The 15,263-nt window shown below is 73.9% G+C and carries 14 protein-coding genes and 1 pseudogene; 10 read left to right on the top strand and 5 right to left on the bottom strand.

The features are described 5' to 3' along the window. Positions 1-126 precede the first annotated feature (126 nt). From ACFXPK_RS22280 to ACFXPK_RS22265, 4 genes are all read right to left on the bottom strand, one after another. Positions 127-921 carry an ABC transporter permease gene (locus tag ACFXPK_RS22280; protein ID WP_385077934.1) on the bottom strand — a complete coding sequence of 265 codons (795 nt, stop codon included), beginning with the start codon at positions 919-921 and terminating at the stop codon, positions 127-129. Next, the gene (locus tag ACFXPK_RS22275) at positions 918-1,907 is read right to left on the bottom strand and encodes an ATP-binding cassette domain-containing protein (RefSeq protein ID WP_385077931.1); all 990 of its coding nucleotides are present in this window, start codon (positions 1,905-1,907) and stop codon (positions 918-920) included. Before ACFXPK_RS22275 ends, ACFXPK_RS22280 begins: the two co-directional genes overlap by 4 nt. A gap of 129 nt (positions 1,908-2,036) precedes the next feature. Next, the gene (locus ACFXPK_RS22270; protein WP_385005599.1) at positions 2,037-2,879 is read right to left on the bottom strand and encodes a DUF4097 domain-containing protein; all 843 of its coding nucleotides are present in this window, start codon (positions 2,877-2,879) and stop codon (positions 2,037-2,039) included. Between the two features lie 106 nt (positions 2,880-2,985). Next, complete coding sequence (locus tag ACFXPK_RS22265) at positions 2,986-3,510, bottom strand: hypothetical protein (protein ID WP_385077928.1); 525 nt, start codon at positions 3,508-3,510, stop codon at positions 2,986-2,988. A 417-nt stretch (positions 3,511-3,927) separates the two neighbouring features. Between ACFXPK_RS22265 and ACFXPK_RS22260 the strand changes: the two are divergent. From ACFXPK_RS22260 to ACFXPK_RS22245, 4 genes and pseudogenes are all read left to right on the top strand, one after another. Next, positions 3,928-4,131: pseudogene (locus tag ACFXPK_RS22260) on the top strand (vacuolar transporter); the annotation flags it as partial. Beyond that, on the top strand, positions 4,111-4,446 hold the full coding sequence (locus ACFXPK_RS22255) for an ATP-binding protein (protein WP_385077947.1): 336 nt from the start codon (positions 4,111-4,113) through the stop codon (positions 4,444-4,446). The pseudogene ACFXPK_RS22260 and the gene ACFXPK_RS22255, both read left to right, overlap by 21 nt. A gap of 93 nt (positions 4,447-4,539) precedes the next feature. Further along, on the top strand, positions 4,540-5,769 hold the full coding sequence (locus ACFXPK_RS22250; RefSeq protein ID WP_385077926.1) for a glycosyltransferase: 1,230 nt from the start codon (positions 4,540-4,542) through the stop codon (positions 5,767-5,769). A gap of 184 nt (positions 5,770-5,953) precedes the next feature. Then, entirely contained in the window at positions 5,954-6,937 is a 984-nt protein-coding gene (locus ACFXPK_RS22245) for an alpha/beta hydrolase (protein WP_385077923.1), read from the top strand. A 75-nt stretch (positions 6,938-7,012) separates the two neighbouring features. Here ACFXPK_RS22245 and coaA read toward each other — a convergent pair whose 3' ends face one another. After that, a complete protein-coding gene (gene coaA, locus ACFXPK_RS22240; protein ID WP_385007807.1) occupies positions 7,013-8,020 on the bottom strand; it encodes a type I pantothenate kinase in 1,008 nt (335 codons plus the stop codon). 232 nt (positions 8,021-8,252) lie between these two features. Here coaA and glmS point away from each other — a divergent pair, with 232 nt between their 5' ends. The 6 genes from glmS (at position 8,253) to tsaE (ending at position 15,203) form a co-directional block, all read left to right on the top strand. After that, on the top strand, positions 8,253-10,100 hold the full coding sequence (glmS, locus tag ACFXPK_RS22235; protein WP_385077920.1) for a glutamine--fructose-6-phosphate transaminase (isomerizing): 1,848 nt from the start codon (positions 8,253-8,255) through the stop codon (positions 10,098-10,100). A 43-nt stretch (positions 10,101-10,143) separates the two neighbouring features. Then, positions 10,144-10,512: a holo-ACP synthase gene (locus tag ACFXPK_RS22230; RefSeq protein ID WP_385004821.1), complete on the top strand. Its 369-nt coding sequence runs from the start codon at positions 10,144-10,146 to the stop codon at positions 10,510-10,512. Positions 10,513-10,561: 49 nt separating this feature from the next. Beyond that, a complete protein-coding gene (locus tag ACFXPK_RS22225) occupies positions 10,562-12,046 on the top strand; it encodes an NAD(P)H-hydrate dehydratase (protein ID WP_385077917.1) in 1,485 nt (494 codons plus the stop codon). A 181-nt stretch (positions 12,047-12,227) separates the two neighbouring features. Continuing rightward, entirely contained in the window at positions 12,228-13,436 is a 1,209-nt protein-coding gene (alr, locus tag ACFXPK_RS22220; protein ID WP_385077945.1) for an alanine racemase, read from the top strand. Continuing rightward, complete coding sequence (locus tag ACFXPK_RS22215; protein WP_385004825.1) at positions 13,433-14,647, top strand: alpha/beta fold hydrolase; 1,215 nt, start codon at positions 13,433-13,435, stop codon at positions 14,645-14,647. The genes alr and ACFXPK_RS22215 overlap by 4 nt, the downstream gene beginning before the upstream one ends. Beyond that, positions 14,619-15,203 carry a tRNA (adenosine(37)-N6)-threonylcarbamoyltransferase complex ATPase subunit type 1 TsaE gene (tsaE, locus tag ACFXPK_RS22210; RefSeq protein ID WP_385004827.1) on the top strand — a complete coding sequence of 195 codons (585 nt, stop codon included), beginning with the start codon at positions 14,619-14,621 and terminating at the stop codon, positions 15,201-15,203. The genes ACFXPK_RS22215 and tsaE overlap by 29 nt, the downstream gene beginning before the upstream one ends. Positions 15,204-15,263 lie beyond the last annotated feature (60 nt).

The following is a 15,263-nucleotide window of genomic DNA, read 5'->3' as shown; positions in this document are numbered from 1 at the left end:
GGCGGGTCTGCGGTGGTCCGCCGGGGGGGGGCTGCCCGCCCCGGGCGGGGGGGGGGCCCCGGCCTGGGGCCCGGCCCGGGGGGGGGGGGCCCCCCCGCTGTCGGGTTCTTGTCGTGGGTACGCCGGCTACTTCGGGTCGCGGTTGAAGAGCGAGGTGGACCAGAGGTAACCGAGCGCGGTGAGGGCGAGGCACCAGGCGACGGCGAGCCATCCGTTGTGGCCGATCCCGGTGCCGAGGAGCAGTCCGCGCAGGGTCTCGATGGCGGGGGTGAAGGGCTGGTACTCGGCGATCGGCCGGAACCAGCCGGGCATCGCGTCCACCGGCACGAAGGCGCTGGAGAGAAGCGGCAGGATCATCAGCGGCATGGCGTTGTTGCTCGCCGCCTCGACGTTCGGGCTGGACAGGCCCATCCCGACCGCGATCCAGGTGAGCGCCAGGGAGACGAGCGCCAGCAGACCGACCGCCAGGATCCACTCCAGGGCGGTGGCGTCGACGGCCCGGAACCCGATCGCCACGGCGACGGCGCCGACGAGGACCACGCTCATCACGCACTGCAACACGCTGCCGAGGACATGCCCGATGAGCACCGAACCGCGGTGGATCGCCATCGTACGGAAGCGGGCGATGATGCCCTCCGTCATGTCCGTGGAGACGGAGACCGCGCTGCCGATCGTGGTGCTGCCGATGGTCAGCATCAGGATGCCGGGGACGAGATACGCGAGGTAGGCGGACCGGTCCGCCCCGCCGCCGGTTCCGAGGCCGGCGCTCATCACGTCGCCGAAGATGTAGACGAAGAGCAGAAGCAGCATGACCGGCGTGAGGAGCAGGTTCAGGGTGAGGGAGGGGTAGCGCCGGGCGTGCAGGAGATTGCGGCGCAGCATGGTGTTCGAGTCGCGTATGGCGAGGGTGAGCGCGCTCATCGGACGATCTCCTTGGACCGGTCAGGGGAGGTGAGGGCGAAGAAGACGTCGTCCAGGTCGGGCGTGTGGACGGTCAGTTCGTCCGCGTGGACGGCGGCGGCGTCGAGGCGGTCGAGGATGGCGCGCAGGGCGCCCTGGCTGCCGTCGCTGGGGATCTGGAGGGACAGGGCCTCGTCGTCGTGGGTGGCCTCGTGGAGCGTGGCGGCGGCGGTGCGGTAGGCGGCGGGGTCGGAGAAGCGCAGCCGTACGTGGCCGCCGGGGACGAGGCGTTTGAGTTCGTCGGGGGTGCCCTGGGCGGCGATGGTGCCGTCGTGGAGCACGGCGACGCGGTCGGCGAGTTCGTCGGCCTCGTCCAGGTACTGGGTGGTGAGGAAGACGGTGACGCCGCCGGCGACCAGTTGGCGGATGATCTGCCACATGGTGTGGCGGCTGCGGGGGTCGAGCCCGGTGGTGGGCTCGTCCAGGAAAATGATCCGGGGGTCGCCGACCAGGGTCATGGCGATGTCCAGGCGGCGTTTCATGCCGCCGGAGTAGGTGGCGGCGGGCTTCTTAGCGGCCTCCACCAGGTCGAAACGCTCCAGCAGTTCGGCGGTGACCCGCCGGGCCTCCGCCCGGGGCAGGTGGTGCAGATCGGCCATGAGGAGCATGTTCTCCTCGCCGGTGATCAGCCCGTCGACGGCGGAGAACTGCCCCGTGACACCGATCGCTGCACGCACCGCCTGCGGTGATGTGGCGAGGTCGTGGCCGGCGATCTGCGCCCGGCCGCCGTCGGCGGTGACGAGGGTGGAGAGGATCTTGACGGCGGTGGTCTTGCCGGCGCCGTTCGGCCCGAGCAGCGCGAAGACCGTCCCGGCCGGGATGTGCAGATCGATGGAGTCGAGGACGGTCCTGTCGCCGTACGACTTGCGGAGACCGACGGCGGAGACGGCGGCCGGGGACGGTCGTTCGCCGTTCTGTTTGGGCGTGGGCATGACAGATGAAGGCATGGAGCCCTCCCCTTCGAAGGCTGAGGTGGCTGAGGCGCCTGCGGTGGCGTGTATGTGGGCGCGGGGCGAGCGGGGGCGCGGGCGCGGTGCTCAGGGGTGGTGCTCAGGCCCGCGCCCGCGGGGCGGTGCTCAGGGGCGCGCGCGGCGGATGTCGATGTTGCCGTGCCGGGTACGGGCGCGGACCTTGACGGTGTCCTCGGCGTCCTCCGGGGTGTCGGCCGAGGTGAGCGTGTTGCGTACCTGGCCCGAGCCCGAGCTGACGTCCAGCCAGGCGGCCGTGCCCTCGCGGACGCCGACCTCGATGGCGCCGTAGGACGTCTCCAACTGGACGGTGCCGCGCGCCACTTCGGCCACCCGCAGGGTTCCGTGGGCGGTGGTGGCGGTGACGGAGTCCTCGGCGCGCCGGATCTCGATGTCACCGTTGGCGCCGCTCACCCGCAGCTCGCCGGTGGCGGCGCCGACGGTCGTGGTGCCGTGCGAGTTCTTCAGGACGGCGGGGCCGTCGACGAGTCCGACGCGCAGGCTGCCGGAGCTGGTGCTGATCTCGGCCGGGCCCTCGATCCGGTCGACGGTGATCGAGCCGTGCGCCGCGGTGAGCTTGAGCGGGCCGGTGGTGTCGAGGCGGACGTCGCCGGACGAGGTCTTCACCTGGACGTCGCCGAGCCGGCCCTCGCCGAGCACCTGGGTCCAGGCGCCGGTCGTGTCGACGCCCGACCCCGCGGGCAGTTCGACGGTCACGTCGACGGTGCCGGTGCGGCCGAGCAGATGGGGCTTGGGTGTCCTGACGGTCAGTACGCCGTTCACGTACGTCACCTCGGTCTGGTCGGCCGCCCGTACGTCCTGGTCCCGCTCCGGGTCGCGGGGCAGTACCTCGACGACGGTGTCGACGCGGTCTCCCGCGGTGAACTGGATGGAGCCGGCCTCCACGCGGGCGGCGACCGAGATCGGTGCGGGTGTGTCGAAAGAAGGCATGGCTGTCCCGTCCTCTTGGGTCATGGGGACGTCCCCGCTGGTGGGACGTGGTGTGGGTGAAGTGGGGCGAAGAGAGGTGGAGTGAGGTGGGTGGGGCGGGGAGCGGTCAGCGCACCCAGCCCGTGAAGCTCTGTCCGATCGTGCGGGCCTTCTCCGGCGTACGCGGCCGGGGGCCGCCGTCGACCGCGGCCGACACGGCGCGCACCAGCCATGCGTTGACCGACAGGCCCTCGCGGCTCGCGGCCTCCTCGGCGCGGGTCTTGAGATGGGCCGGCAGGCGCAGGTTGACGCGGGCGGTGCCGCCCTCCTCGCCGTCGGCCGGTGCGGATGCCGGGGGCTGGAGGGGTTCGAGGGGCGTGACCGGTTCCGTACGGGCGCCGCCGTCGGTGGGCGGCGGTGTCACCACGAAGTCGGGGTCGAGCCCGCGCAGCCGTACGTCGACCGAGCCGGGGGCGAGCTCGCGGGTGATCTCGTCCATCGCGGCGGACAGCACGTTGAGCATGGTCAGCCGGGTCGCCGACTCCAGCGGGGCGGTGAGCCGCTCGGCCAGCTCGCGGGCTTCGCTGCCGCCGGCTTCGGCGGCCACCGCGAGTTCGCGGCGGAGGGTGTCGACATACGGGGTGAGGTCCATGACGTCATCATGGCACCACTGTGGCGCCATGCGCAAGCCTGAATGGCGCCTTGCTGGGGTGGGGTGCCGGAAACCCCTTTTCACCTGCGGAAATGTGAGGCGGAAGGCTTGGTGTGGGGTGGTGTCATGTGTGGTCGGGGGCGCCGGAGGGGTTGCGGTGGCGTCATGTGGCGCCACGTGGCACCGTGTGGTGCCGTGTGGTGCCAGTCCGCGCCATGTGGCGCCAGGTGGTGTCACGAAGTGGTGCGCGATGACCCCCGTCTCGCTTCCGGCCTGTCGGCCGGCCACCTGGAATTCACGCTTCCGCCGTCGCGAAGACTCCTGGAATAACCCCGCGATTCTCATGGGCTCCTCATGCGCCGTTGGTTGCGTGTGCCAGGCCGGTCGGTCCGCAACGTACGAGCAAGGAGGCGCATGGTGTTCCTGTCGGGGACAGCCGCGGCGCGTGAGGGCCGGGCAGAGGCCGGCACCGACGCGGGCCGGGTGGACGCGGAGCCGCTGCATGTGGCCAGCCGGCTGCACGCGTTCAACCGGTTCGAGCTGAAGTACCTGGTCCCGGTCGAGCAGGCCGCGGAGATCCGGGACGAGCTGGCCGAGCGGATGGACCGGGACCCGCACAGCATCGAGGTCGCCGACGAGGGACCGGGCATCGAGCCCGGCGAGGCGTCCCGCGTCTTCGACCGCTTCTACCGCGCGACGCCGCCGGGCCGGGACCGCGCGCCGGGGTTCGAGCCCCGCCCGGAGCCCGGCTCGGGGCTCGGACTGGCCATCGCCGCGGCCATCGCGGCGGCACACGGCGGACGGCTCGAACTGGACAACCGCCCCGGCACCGGCTGCGCCTTCCGCCTGCTCCTGCCCGATCCGGCCCCCGCGCCGGGGAGCGGTGCCGGGACGCCCGGCCGCACGGACCCCGCGGGCCCCGCGCGGCCCGGGTAGCGGGTACCCGGGGTCTTGCGGCAAGGGCCGGGGCGTGCCGCAGAATCACCGACCGGGACCGTAGATCGCACGCACGAATCCGGGAGTCGCCACATGCGGGTGCTGTTGTCCACGTACGGGTCGCGCGGGGATGTCGAACCGCTGGTGGGGCTCGCGGTGCGGTTACGGGCGCTCGGGGCCGATGCGCGGGTGTGCGCGCCGCCGGACGAGGAGTTCGCGGAGCTGCTGGCCGGCGCCGGTGTGGAGCTGGTGCCGCTGGGGAAGCCGGTGCGCACCTTCATGCACGGGGCGACGCCGCCGTCGGCGGCGGAACTGGCCCGGCTCCGTATCGAGATGGTCGCCGAGCAGTTCGACACGGTCGCCGCGGCGGCGGAGGGGTGCGACGTCCTGGTTGCGGCGGGGCTGGCGCAGGTCGCCGCGCGGTCCGTGGCCGAGCGGCTGGGCATCCGTTACGTGTACGCGAGCTACCACCCGGTCTCCCTGCCGTCGCCGCACCACCCGCCGGCCCCGCGGGAGGGCTGGCCGCCCCCGCCGGAGGGCGCGGACAACCGGACGCTGTGGGACCTGGACGCCCGGGGCATCACGGAGCTGTTCGGCGACGCCCTCAACATCCGCCGGGCGTCGCTGGGCCTGCCGCCGGTGGACAACGTCCGCGACCATGTCTTCACCGGTGAGCCGTGGCTGGCGACGGATCCGGTCCTGGGCCCCTGGCGGGAGCCGGCGGACCTCGGTGTCGTACGGACCGGCGCGTGGATCCTGCCGGACGGACGGCCGTTGCCGGAGCGGCTGGTGGCGTTCCTGGAGGCCGGTGCGCCGCCCGTGTACCTGGGCTTCGGCAGCATGCGCGCCCCGGAGGGCCTCGCCCGGGTGGCCGTCGAGGCGATCCGTTCGCGGGGGCGCCGCGCGGTGGTCTCACGGGGCTGGGCGGATCTGGCGGTGCTCGACGACCGGGACGACTGCCTGGTCGTCGGGGAGGTCAACCAGCAGGCGCTGTTCGGCCGGGTGGCCGCCGTCGTGCACCACGGCGGGGCGGGGACGACGGCGACCGCCGCCCGGGCCGGCGCGCCCCAGGTGGTGGTCCCGCAGATGGTGGACCAGCCGTACTGGGCGGCCCGGGTGACCGCACTGGGCATCGGCGTCGCCCACGACGGCCCGACCCCGACCGCCGCGTCCCTCTCCGCCGCACTCGGCACGGCCCTGTCCGCCGGCACCCGTGCCCGGGCACGGGCGGTGGCGGACACGCTCCGCACCGACGGCGCGGAGGTGGCCGCGAAGCTCCTCCTCGACACGGCCACGCGGGGAGGCCCGGCGCCGTCCGCGTGAACCGCCCGTTGCATTCCGGCCGGGCGGTGGCCGGATCGCCGGGGGTGCGGGGGTGTGGGGGCGGTGGTTACGGTGCGTCGGGAGCGACGCGTACGAGTTCTGACCGCAGCGGCCCGTCGCCCGCCCCAAGGCGTGTCATCGCGGGCCGCACCCCGGAACAGGGAACCCGACAACGGGAGAGCCGATGACCGTCACCCCGCCCCCCTTCGACCCCGAGTTGGCCGTCGTACTCGAACTGAACCCCGAGAGCACCACCGTTCTCACGCCCGAGCTGATCCCCCTGGCCCGCGAGGTCATGGCCCGGCAGCGCCCCACCGACCAGGAGATACGCCGGCAGGGCACCTTCACCTTCGAGGAGCGCGAGGTGCCGGGGCCGGCCGGGGCGCCCGCCGTCTCGTTACTGATCTGCCGGCCCGCCGGCGCGCCGCGCCCGTCCTCCGCCCGGCTGCCCGCCCTCTACTGCGTGCACGGCGGTGGCATGGTCAGCGGGGACAACCGGCTCGGGATCCTCGACCGGCTCGATCTGGCGCACGAGCTGGGCGGTCTCGTCGTGGTCTCCGTCGAGTACCGGCTCGCCCCCGAACATCCGCACCCCGCGCCCGTGGAGGACTGCTACGCCGGGCTGGTGTGGACCGCCCGGCACGCGCGGGAGCTGGGGATCGACCGTGACCGGATCTTCGTGGTCGGCAGCAGCGCGGGCGGCGGGCTCGCCGCGGCGCTCGCGCTGATGGCGCGGGACCGGGGCGGCCCGGAGCCGGCCGGGCAGTTCCTGATGGCGCCGATGCTCGACGACCGCAACAACTCCCCGTCCAGCCACCAGATGGCCGGGGTCGGCACCTGGGACCGGGCCTCGAACCACACCGGCTGGAGCGCGCTCCTCGGCGACCGGATGGGGAAGCCCGGGGTCTCCCCGTACGCCGCGCCGGCCCGGGCCACCGATCTGTCGGGGCTGCCGCCGATGTACATCGAGGTGGGGTCCGCCGAGACGTTCCGCTCCGAGAACGTCGACTACGCCTCCCGGATCTGGATGGCCGGGGGCCGGGCCGAACTCCATGTCTGGCCCGGCGGTTTCCACGGCTTCCACGGCGACGCGCCGAAGACCAGAATCACCCGTGACGTGAAGGAGGCCAGGCTGCGCTGGATGCGGCGGACGCTCGCGACCCTCTGAGCCGGCGGCCCCGCTCCGGTGGACCCGCCCGCGCCACACCGGCGGACGCCGCGGAAGTCGCGGACGCCGCGGACGTCAGAGCTTGCGCAGGGAGAGCCGCTGCACCTTGTGGTCCGGACCCTTGCGCAGCACCAGTGTGGCGCGGCCCCGGGTGGGCGCCACGTTCTCCAGGAGGTTGGGCCTGTTGATGGTCCGCCAGGTCGTACGGGCGTACTCCAGGGCCTCCTCCTCGGAGACCTGGGTGTACTTCCTGAAGTACGACGACGGATCCTGGAAGGCGGTCTCACGGAGCTTGCGGAACCGGCTGAGGTACCAGCTCTCGATGTCCTCGGGACGCGCGTCGACGTACACGCTGAAGTCGAAGTAGTCGGCGAGGCCCACCCGTGTCCGGCCGTCCTTGCCGGGCAGCGCGGGCTGGAGGACGTTCAGCCCCTCCACGATGAGGATGTCGGGGCGCCGTACGGTGAGCAGTTCGCCGGGCACGATGTCGTAGATGAGGTGCGAGTAGACGGGCGCGGTGACCTCGTCCTTGCCCGCCTTGATGTCCGCGACGAACCGGGTCAGTGCCCGCCGGTCGAACGACTCGGGGAACCCCTTACGGGACATCAGCCCGCGCGCTTGGAGCTCCTTCATCGGGTACAGGAAGCCGTCGGTGGTGACGAGTTCGACCCGCGGGTGCTCCGGCCAGCGGGCCAGCAGCGCCTGGAGGAGCCGGGCCACCGTCGACTTGCCCACGGCCACGCTCCCGGCGACGCCTATGACGAACGGGGTGCCGCGCTGCGCGCCGTGCCCGTTGCCCGCGTCCCCGAGGAAGGTGTTGAGGGCGCCGCGCAGCCCGGCGGTGGACTGGACGTACAGGTTGAGCAGCCGGGAGAGCGGGAGGTAGACGTCGCGCACCTCGTCGAGGTCGATGACGTCCCCGAGCCCGCGCAGCCGCTCGACCTCCTCGGCGGTCAGCGGCAGCGGGGTCCTGTCGCGCAGCGCGCTCCACTCGGCCCGGGTGAGGTCGACGTAGGGGGTCGGCCCGTGGTCGGTCCTGCGGGCGGGGCTCCGGGACGGTGGCGACGGCGGCGAGGTGATCACCCGGCCATTGTCCGGCGCGACCGGCGGTAGGGGGGAGGCCGCCCGGGGTGGGCTCGGTCACGTGGCACGCGCGCACCCGGGCCCGGCGGGGCCCGGCAGGACCCGAACGAGAGGCCCGAGGTCCCCGCCCGCCGGTGCGCGGTCTGCGACGATGCCGTCCGACACGGTCGAAAAGATCAGAAACGGTCAGGAACAGCCAGAGATCTTCGAGAAGAGCCGGAAAGGGAATGGTATGTGCGGAATCGTGGGTTACGTGGGCGGGCAGTCGGCGCTCGATGTGGTCATCGCGGGTCTCAAGCGCCTGGAGTACCGGGGGTACGACTCCGCCGGGGTCGCCGTCCTGGCCGACGGCGGGCTCGCCGCGGCCAAGAAGGCGGGCAAGCTGCTCAACCTGGAGAAGACGCTGGTGGAGCGCCCGCTGCCGGACGGCGCCACCGGCATCGGCCACACCCGCTGGGCCACCCACGGCGGCCCCACCGACGCCAACGCCCACCCCCACCTCGACAACGCGGGCCGGGTCGCCGTCGTCCACAACGGGATCATCGAGAACTTCGCCGCGCTCCGCGCCGAACTGGCGGAACGCGGCCACGACCTCGGCTCCGACACCGACACCGAGGTCGTCTCGCACCTGCTCGCCGAGGCGTTCTCCTCCTGCGGCGACCTCGCCGAGGCGATGCGCCAGGTCTGCCGCCGGCTGGAGGGCGCCTTCACGCTCGTCGCCGTCCACGCGGACGCGCCGGACGTCGTCGTCGGCGCGCGCCGCAACTCGCCGCTGGTCGTCGGGGTCGGGGAGGGCGAGTCGTTCCTCGCCTCCGACGTCGCCGCGTTCATCGCCCACACCCGTTCCGCGATCGAGCTGGGCCAGGACCAGGTGGTCGAGGCGCGCCGCGACGGCGTGACCGTCACGGACTTCGACGGCGCCCCGGCCGAGGTCCGCTCGTACCACGTGGACTGGGACGCCTCCGCCGCCGAGAAGGACGGCTACGCCTCCTTCATGCTCAAGGAGATCGCCGAACAGCCCAAGGCCGTCGCCGACACGCTGCTGGGCCGGATCGACGCGGAGGGCGCCCTCACCCTCGACGAGGTGCGCATCCCCGCCGCCGTGCTCCGCGAGGCCGACAAGGTCGTCATCGTGGCGTGCGGTACGGCCTTCCACGCCGGGCTGATCGCCAAGTACGCCATCGAGCACTGGACGCGGCTGCCCTGCGAGGTCGAGCTGGCCAGCGAGTTCCGCTACCGCGACCCGATCCTGGACCGGCGCACCCTCGTCGTCGCGATCTCGCAGTCCGGCGAGACGATGGACACGCTGATGGCGCTGCGGCACGCCCGCGAACAGGGTGCGAAGGTCCTGGCCATCTGCAACACGAACGGCTCGACCATTCCCCGGGAGTCCGACGCGGTCCTCTACACGCACGCGGGCCCCGAGGTCGCCGTCGCGTCGACCAAGGCGTTCCTGACCCAGCTCGTCGCCTGCTACCTGGTCGCCCTCTACCTCGGCCAGCGGCGCGGCACGAAGTGGGGCGACGAGATCCGGGACGTCATCCGCGACCTGGGGCGGATCGCGGGCGAGGTGGAGCGCGTCCTGGCCACGATGGAGCCCGTACGGGCCCTCGCGCGCACCCTCAAGGACAAGCGGACGGTGCTGTTCCTGGGCCGGCACGTGGGATACCCGGTGGCTCTGGAGGGCGCGCTCAAGCTCAAGGAACTCGCGTACATGCACGCGGAGGGGTTCGCGGCGGGCGAGCTGAAGCACGGCCCGATCGCGCTGGTCGAACCGGACCTGCCGGTGGTGGTCGTCGTACCGTCGCCGCGCGGGCGCTCGGTGCTCCACGGCAAGATCGTCTCGAACATCCAGGAGATCCGGGCGCGGGGCGCGCGCACGATCGTGATCGCGGAGGAGGGGGACGAGGCGGTGGTGCCGTACGCGGACCATCTCATCCGGATCCCGGCGACGCCTACGCTGCTCCAGCCACTGGTCGCGACCGTGCCGTTGCAGGTGTTCGCGTGCGAGCTGGCGACGGCCCGGGGCAACGAGGTGGACCAGCCGAGGAACCTGGCGAAGTCGGTCACCGTGGAGTGAGCGCGGTGAGCGGAGCAGACGGAGTGAGGGAGACAGGATTTCAGTGATCATCGGGGTGGGGATCGACGTCGCGGAGATCGGCCGGTTCGGGGAGTCGCTGCGGCGCACCCCGCAGTTGGCCGACCGGCTCTTCGTGGCGGGCGAGTTGCTGCTCCCCAGCGGCGAACGGCGCGGTACGGCCTCCTTGGCGGCGCGGTTCGCCGCCAAGGAGGCCCTGGCCAAGGCGCTCGGCGCGCCCGGCGGGCTGCACTGGACGGACGCCGAGGTGTACGTGGAGGAGACCGGACGGCCCCGGCTGCGGGTGACCGGGACGGTGGCCGCGCGCGCCGCCGAACTGGGCGTACGGAGCTGGCACGTCTCGCTCAGCCACGACGCGGGGGTGGCGTCCGCCGTGGTGATCGCGGAGGGTTGACGGGCAGGCAGGCGAGCGGGGGTCGAGAGGTCGGGAGAGGGCAGGACTGATGCGTACCGCCTACAGCGTGGAGACCGTGAGGAACGCCGAGCGCGAGCTGATGGCGCGGCTGCCGGAGGGCGCGCTGATGCAGCGCGCCGCCGCCGGTCTCGCCGCCGCCTGCGCCGGTCTGCTGAAAGATCTGCTCGGCCGGGTGTACGGGGCGCGGGTCGTCCTGCTCGTCGGCAGCGGCGACAACGGCGGCGACGCCCTGTACGCCGGCGCGCGGCTGGCCCGCAGGGGCGCCGGGGTCACGGCGGTGCTCCTGGCGCCCGACCGGGCGCACCGAGGCGGGCTGACGGCGCTGCTGGGCGCGGGCGGGCGGGTCGCGGACGACCCCTACGAGGTGCTGGCCGCCGCCGATCTGGTGCTGGACGGCATCACCGGCATCGGCGGCCACGGCGAGCTGCGGCCCGACGCGGTGCCGGTGGTACGGGCGGCCGGGGGCGCGGGCGCGGTGATCGTCGCCGTCGATCTGCCGAGCGGTGTCGAGGCGGACAGCGGCGAGGTCGAGGCGGCGGACCGGGCGGTGCGCGCGGACGCGACGGTCACCTTCGGCGCGTACAAGCCGGGCCTGCTCATCGACCCGGCGCGCGCCCACGCGGGCGCGCTGCGGCTCGTGGACATCGGGCTCGGCCCCCATCTGCCGTCCGTCCCGGACCTGGAGGCGCTGCAACACGCCGATGTGGCACGGCTGCTGCCCGTACCGACGGCGGAGAGCGACAAGTACCGGCGTGGCGTCATCGGCGTCGTCGCGGGCTCCGCGCGCTACCCGGGCGCGGCGGTCCTCGCGGTCTCCGGCGCGCTGCGCGGCGGCGCGGGCGCCGTACGGTACGTGGGCCCCGGCAGCGAGGCGGTCCTCGCCCGCTTCCCGGAGACGCTGGTCCACGAGGGCCCGCCCTCGGAGGCGGGCCGCGTCCAGGCGTGGGTGGTGGGCCCCGGGCTCGGCGAGGGCTCGTGGTCGCGTTCGGCGGTGGCCGAGGTACTGGCCTCGGACGTCCCGGTCCTGGTCGACGCGGACGGCCTCCGCCATGTCACCCCCCAGGCGGTGGGGCGCCGCACCGCCGACACGCTGCTCACCCCGCACGCGGGCGAGGCGGCGGCGCTGCTCTCCGTGCCCCGCGCCGAGGTGGAGGCGGGCCGGCTGACGGCTGTACGGGAACTGGCCGCCCGCTACGGCGCGACGGTCCTGCTGAAGGGCTCGACCACCCTGGTCGCCGCCCCGGACCCCAGGACCCCGGTCCGCGTCAACCCCACGGGCACCGCCTGGCTCGCCACGGCCGGCAGCGGCGACGTCCTCTCCGGCCTCGCGGGCTCCCTCCTCGCCACCGGCCTCCCGGCCCGCGACGCGGCCTCGGCGGCGGCCTACCTGCACGGCCTGGCGGCCCGGCTCGCCGCGCACGGCGCACCGGTGGCGGCGGACGACGTGGCGGCGTCCGTGGGGGAGGCGTGGCGCAACGTGGTGGGGGACGGGGGCGACGGGGGCGGGGCGTAGGAGCGTGCCCCGTACGCGCCGGTCCCCTTCGCCGTGGAGATCGGCCTCGGGCGGCTCCGACCCGGCGGCTTCGGCGGGCGGCCCCGGGCGGCTCCGGGGTGCTGTTCCGGGGGTGGCGCCGTCACCCGTGAGCACACGGTCCGGGCGGTGAGCTGAGAGACTGGGCCCGATGACCGGAATCATGCAGACCTCGGCGACCGTGCGGGCGCGGGCCGATGTCGATCTCGCCGCCCTGCGGGGCAATGTGCGCGCGCTGCGCTCCCGCGTGGGGGACGGCGTGGCGCTGATGGCCGTCGTGAAGTCCGACGCGTACGGACACGGCATGCTGCCCGTCGCCCGTGCCGCCCGCGCCGCCGGGGCCACCTGGCTCGGGACCGCCACGCCGCACGAGGCGCTCGCGCTGCGGGCCGCCGGGATCGGCGGACGGGTGCTGTGCTGGCTGTGGACGCCCGGCGACCCCTGGCGGGAGGGGATCGAGGCCGATCTCGACATGTCCGTCAGCGGGCTGTGGGCGCTGCGCGAGGTGACCGCCGCCGCGCGCGCGGCCGGGCGGCCCGCGCGGATCCAGCTCAAGGCCGACACCGGGCTCGGCCGCAACGGCTGCCCGCCCGCCGACTGGCCGGAGCTCGTCGGTGCCGCGCTCGCCGCGCAGGCCGCGGGCGAGGTCCGCGTCACCGGGCTCTGGTCGCACTTCGCCTGCGCCGACGAGCCGGGACACCCTTCCATCACGGCCCAGTTGGAGGTCTTCCGCGAGGTCGTCGCGTACGCCGAGAAGGCGGGCGTCGAACCCGAGGTACGGCACATCGCCAACTCGGCCGCCGCGCTCACCGTCCCCGCGTCGCACTTCGACCTGGTCAGGACGGGCATCGCCCTGTACGGCATCTCGCCCAGCCCCGAGCTGGGCACCCCCGGGGATTTCGGCCTGCGCCCCGTCATGACGCTCTCCGCGTCGGTGGCGCTGGTCAAGCAGGTGCCGGGGGGCCACGGCGTCAGCTACGGCCACCACTACGTCACGCCGGAGGAGACCACCCTCGGCCTGATCCCGCTCGGCTACGCGGACGGCATCCCCCGGCACGCCTCCGGGCGCGGCCCCGTCCAGGTCGGCGGGGTGCGGCGGACGGTGGCCGGGCGGGTGGCGATGGACCAGTTCGTCGTCGACCTCGGCGGAGACACGCCCGAGCCGGGCACGACGGCCGTCCTCTTCGGCCCCGGCGACCGGGGCGAACCGACCGCGGAGGACTGGGCGCAGGCCGCCGGGACGATCGCGTACGAGATCGTCACCCGCATCGGTTCCCGCGTCCCCCGCGTCCACCGGAACGAGAGCGGGCATGCTGAGCCGGGCGGTCTCACCACCGAGCCGCCGCGGCCGACGACGGGGAGCGCACCGTGAGCGAGAGCGGCAACTGGCGCAGGGCGACGGGGATCGCGGGCGCCGCCATAGGCGTGATCGCCGCCGGGGCCGCGGCCGGTGTGGCGATCGAGAGGATGACCGTCGGACGCGGCATCCGCAGGAAGGCGCGGCTCGCGCTGGACGCGGCGGGACCGTACGGCGCCCTGCGCGGCACCCCGGGCCGGGCCCTCGCGGACGACGGTACGGAGCTGTACTACGAGGTCGACGAGGTCACCCCGGGGGAGGCGGCCGGGGCGGAGGGCGTCGCGGGACCGGCCGGACCGCGCAGACGGCGGCTCTTCGGCCGTAAGGAACCCGCGCCCGTCACCGTTGTTCTCAGCCACGGTTTCTGTCTCAACCAGGACGTCTGGCACTTCCAGCGCGCCGCGCTGCGCGGCCTCGTCCGCACCGTCCACTGGGACCAGCGCAGCCACGGCCGCTCCGCCCGGGGCGAGGCCCAGCGCGGACCCGACCCCGTACCGGTCACGATCGACCAGCTCGGCCGCGACCTGAAGGCCGTCATCGACGCCGCCGCGCCCGACGGGCCGCTGGTGCTCGTCGGGCACTCCATGGGCGGCATGACGGTGATGGCGCTGGCCGACCAGTTCCCGGAGCTGATACGCGACCGGGTCGTGGGCGTCGCGTTCATCGGCACGTCGAGCGGGAAGCTCGCCGAGGTCACGTACGGGCTGCCGACCCTGGGGGTCAACGCCGTACGCAGCGTGCTCCCCGGCGTGCTGCGGATGCTCGGCTCGCAGGCCGAGCTGGTCGAGCGCGGGCGGCGCGCCACGGCGGAGATCTCCGCGGGCGTGATCAAGCGGTACTCCTTCAGCTCGAAGGACGTGGACCCGGCCGTCGCGCGGTTCGCGGAACGGCTCCTGGAGTCCACCCCGATCGATGTCGTCGCCGAGTTCTACCCGGCCTTCACCGAGCACGACAAGGCGAAGGCGCTCCCCGCCTTCCTGGACGTCCCCGCGCTGGTGCTGGCGGGCGAGAACGACCTCGTGACCCCCAGCTCGCACAGCGAGGCCATCGGCGACCTGCTGCCCGACGCGGAGCTGGTCATCGTCCCCGACGGGGGCCATCTGGTGATACTGGAGCACCCGGAGGTCGTCACGGACCGGCTCGCCGACCTGCTGGTCCGGGTCGGGGCGGTGCCCGCACCGTCTAACGTGGGGACGCATGGAAGCACCGCACAGCCCGGCACCTGACGACGTCGCCGCCACCCCCGTCCCCGGGTCCCCGGAGGACCCCGTCACCCTCACCGTCACCATCGGGTCGCCCGAACGGATGACGGAGCTGGGGCTGCGCCTCGCCGCGCTGCTGCGCCCCGGCGATCTGGTGATGCTCACCGGCGAACTGGGCGCCGGCAAGACGACCCTGACGCGCGGCCTGGGCGAGGGCCTGGGGGTGCGGGGTGCCGTCACCTCCCCGACCTTCGTGATCGCCCGCGTCCACCCCTCCCTGACCGGCGGGCCCGCGCTGGTCCACGTCGACGCGTACCGCCTCGGCGGCGGTCTCGACGAGATGGAGGACCTGGACCTCGATGTCTCGCTGCCGGACTCCGTGGTGGTCGTGGAGTGGGGCGACGGCAAGGTCGAGGAGCTGTCGGACGACCGGCTGCACGTGGTCATCGACCGGGTCGTGGGCGGGGCGGAGCCCGTACCGGACGACGGGGAGGACGACCGGCGCACGGTCACGCTGACCGGGATCGGCGGCCGGTGGGCGGAGACGGATCTGGCGTCGCTGGCCGCGCCGACCTCGTGAAACCCGTGGATCGGGGGTGATTCGGTCAGCCGTTCCGTACATTCCGACAAGACGTCGGCA

The organism is Streptomyces sp. NPDC059142 (genome assembly GCF_042755665.1).
Classification (GTDB): Bacteria; Actinomycetota; Actinomycetes; order Streptomycetales; family Streptomycetaceae; genus Streptomyces.
Note: the sequence above shows the minus strand (reverse complement) of the source record. Positions and strands in the feature narration are given on the sequence as shown.

What these genes read in the sequence shown, in the direction of transcription:
- glmS (WP_385077920.1), top strand. Translation starts at nt 8,253, where the DNA reads ATGTGCGGAATCGTGGGTTACGTGGGCGGGCAGTCGGCGCTCGATGTG.
- ACFXPK_RS22245 (WP_385077923.1), top strand. Translation starts at nt 5,954, where the DNA reads ATGACCGTCACCCCGCCCCCCTTCGACCCCGAGTTGGCCGTCGTACTC.
- tsaE (WP_385004827.1), top strand. Translation starts at nt 14,619, where the DNA reads ATGGAAGCACCGCACAGCCCGGCACCTGACGACGTCGCCGCCACCCCC.
- ACFXPK_RS22270 (WP_385005599.1), bottom strand. Translation starts at nt 2,879, where the DNA reads ATGCCTTCTTTCGACACACCCGCACCGATCTCGGTCGCCGCCCGCGTG.
- ACFXPK_RS22265 (WP_385077928.1), bottom strand. Translation starts at nt 3,510, where the DNA reads ATGGACCTCACCCCGTATGTCGACACCCTCCGCCGCGAACTCGCGGTG.
- ACFXPK_RS22225 (WP_385077917.1), top strand. Translation starts at nt 10,562, where the DNA reads ATGCGTACCGCCTACAGCGTGGAGACCGTGAGGAACGCCGAGCGCGAG.
- ACFXPK_RS22280 (WP_385077934.1), bottom strand. Translation starts at nt 921, where the DNA reads ATGAGCGCGCTCACCCTCGCCATACGCGACTCGAACACCATGCTGCGC.
- ACFXPK_RS22275 (WP_385077931.1), bottom strand. Translation starts at nt 1,907, where the DNA reads ATGCCTTCATCTGTCATGCCCACGCCCAAACAGAACGGCGAACGACCG.
- ACFXPK_RS22250 (WP_385077926.1), top strand. Translation starts at nt 4,540, where the DNA reads ATGCGGGTGCTGTTGTCCACGTACGGGTCGCGCGGGGATGTCGAACCG.
- ACFXPK_RS22255 (WP_385077947.1), top strand. Translation starts at nt 4,111, where the DNA reads ATGGACCGGGACCCGCACAGCATCGAGGTCGCCGACGAGGGACCGGGC.
- alr (WP_385077945.1), top strand. Translation starts at nt 12,228, where the DNA reads ATGCAGACCTCGGCGACCGTGCGGGCGCGGGCCGATGTCGATCTCGCC.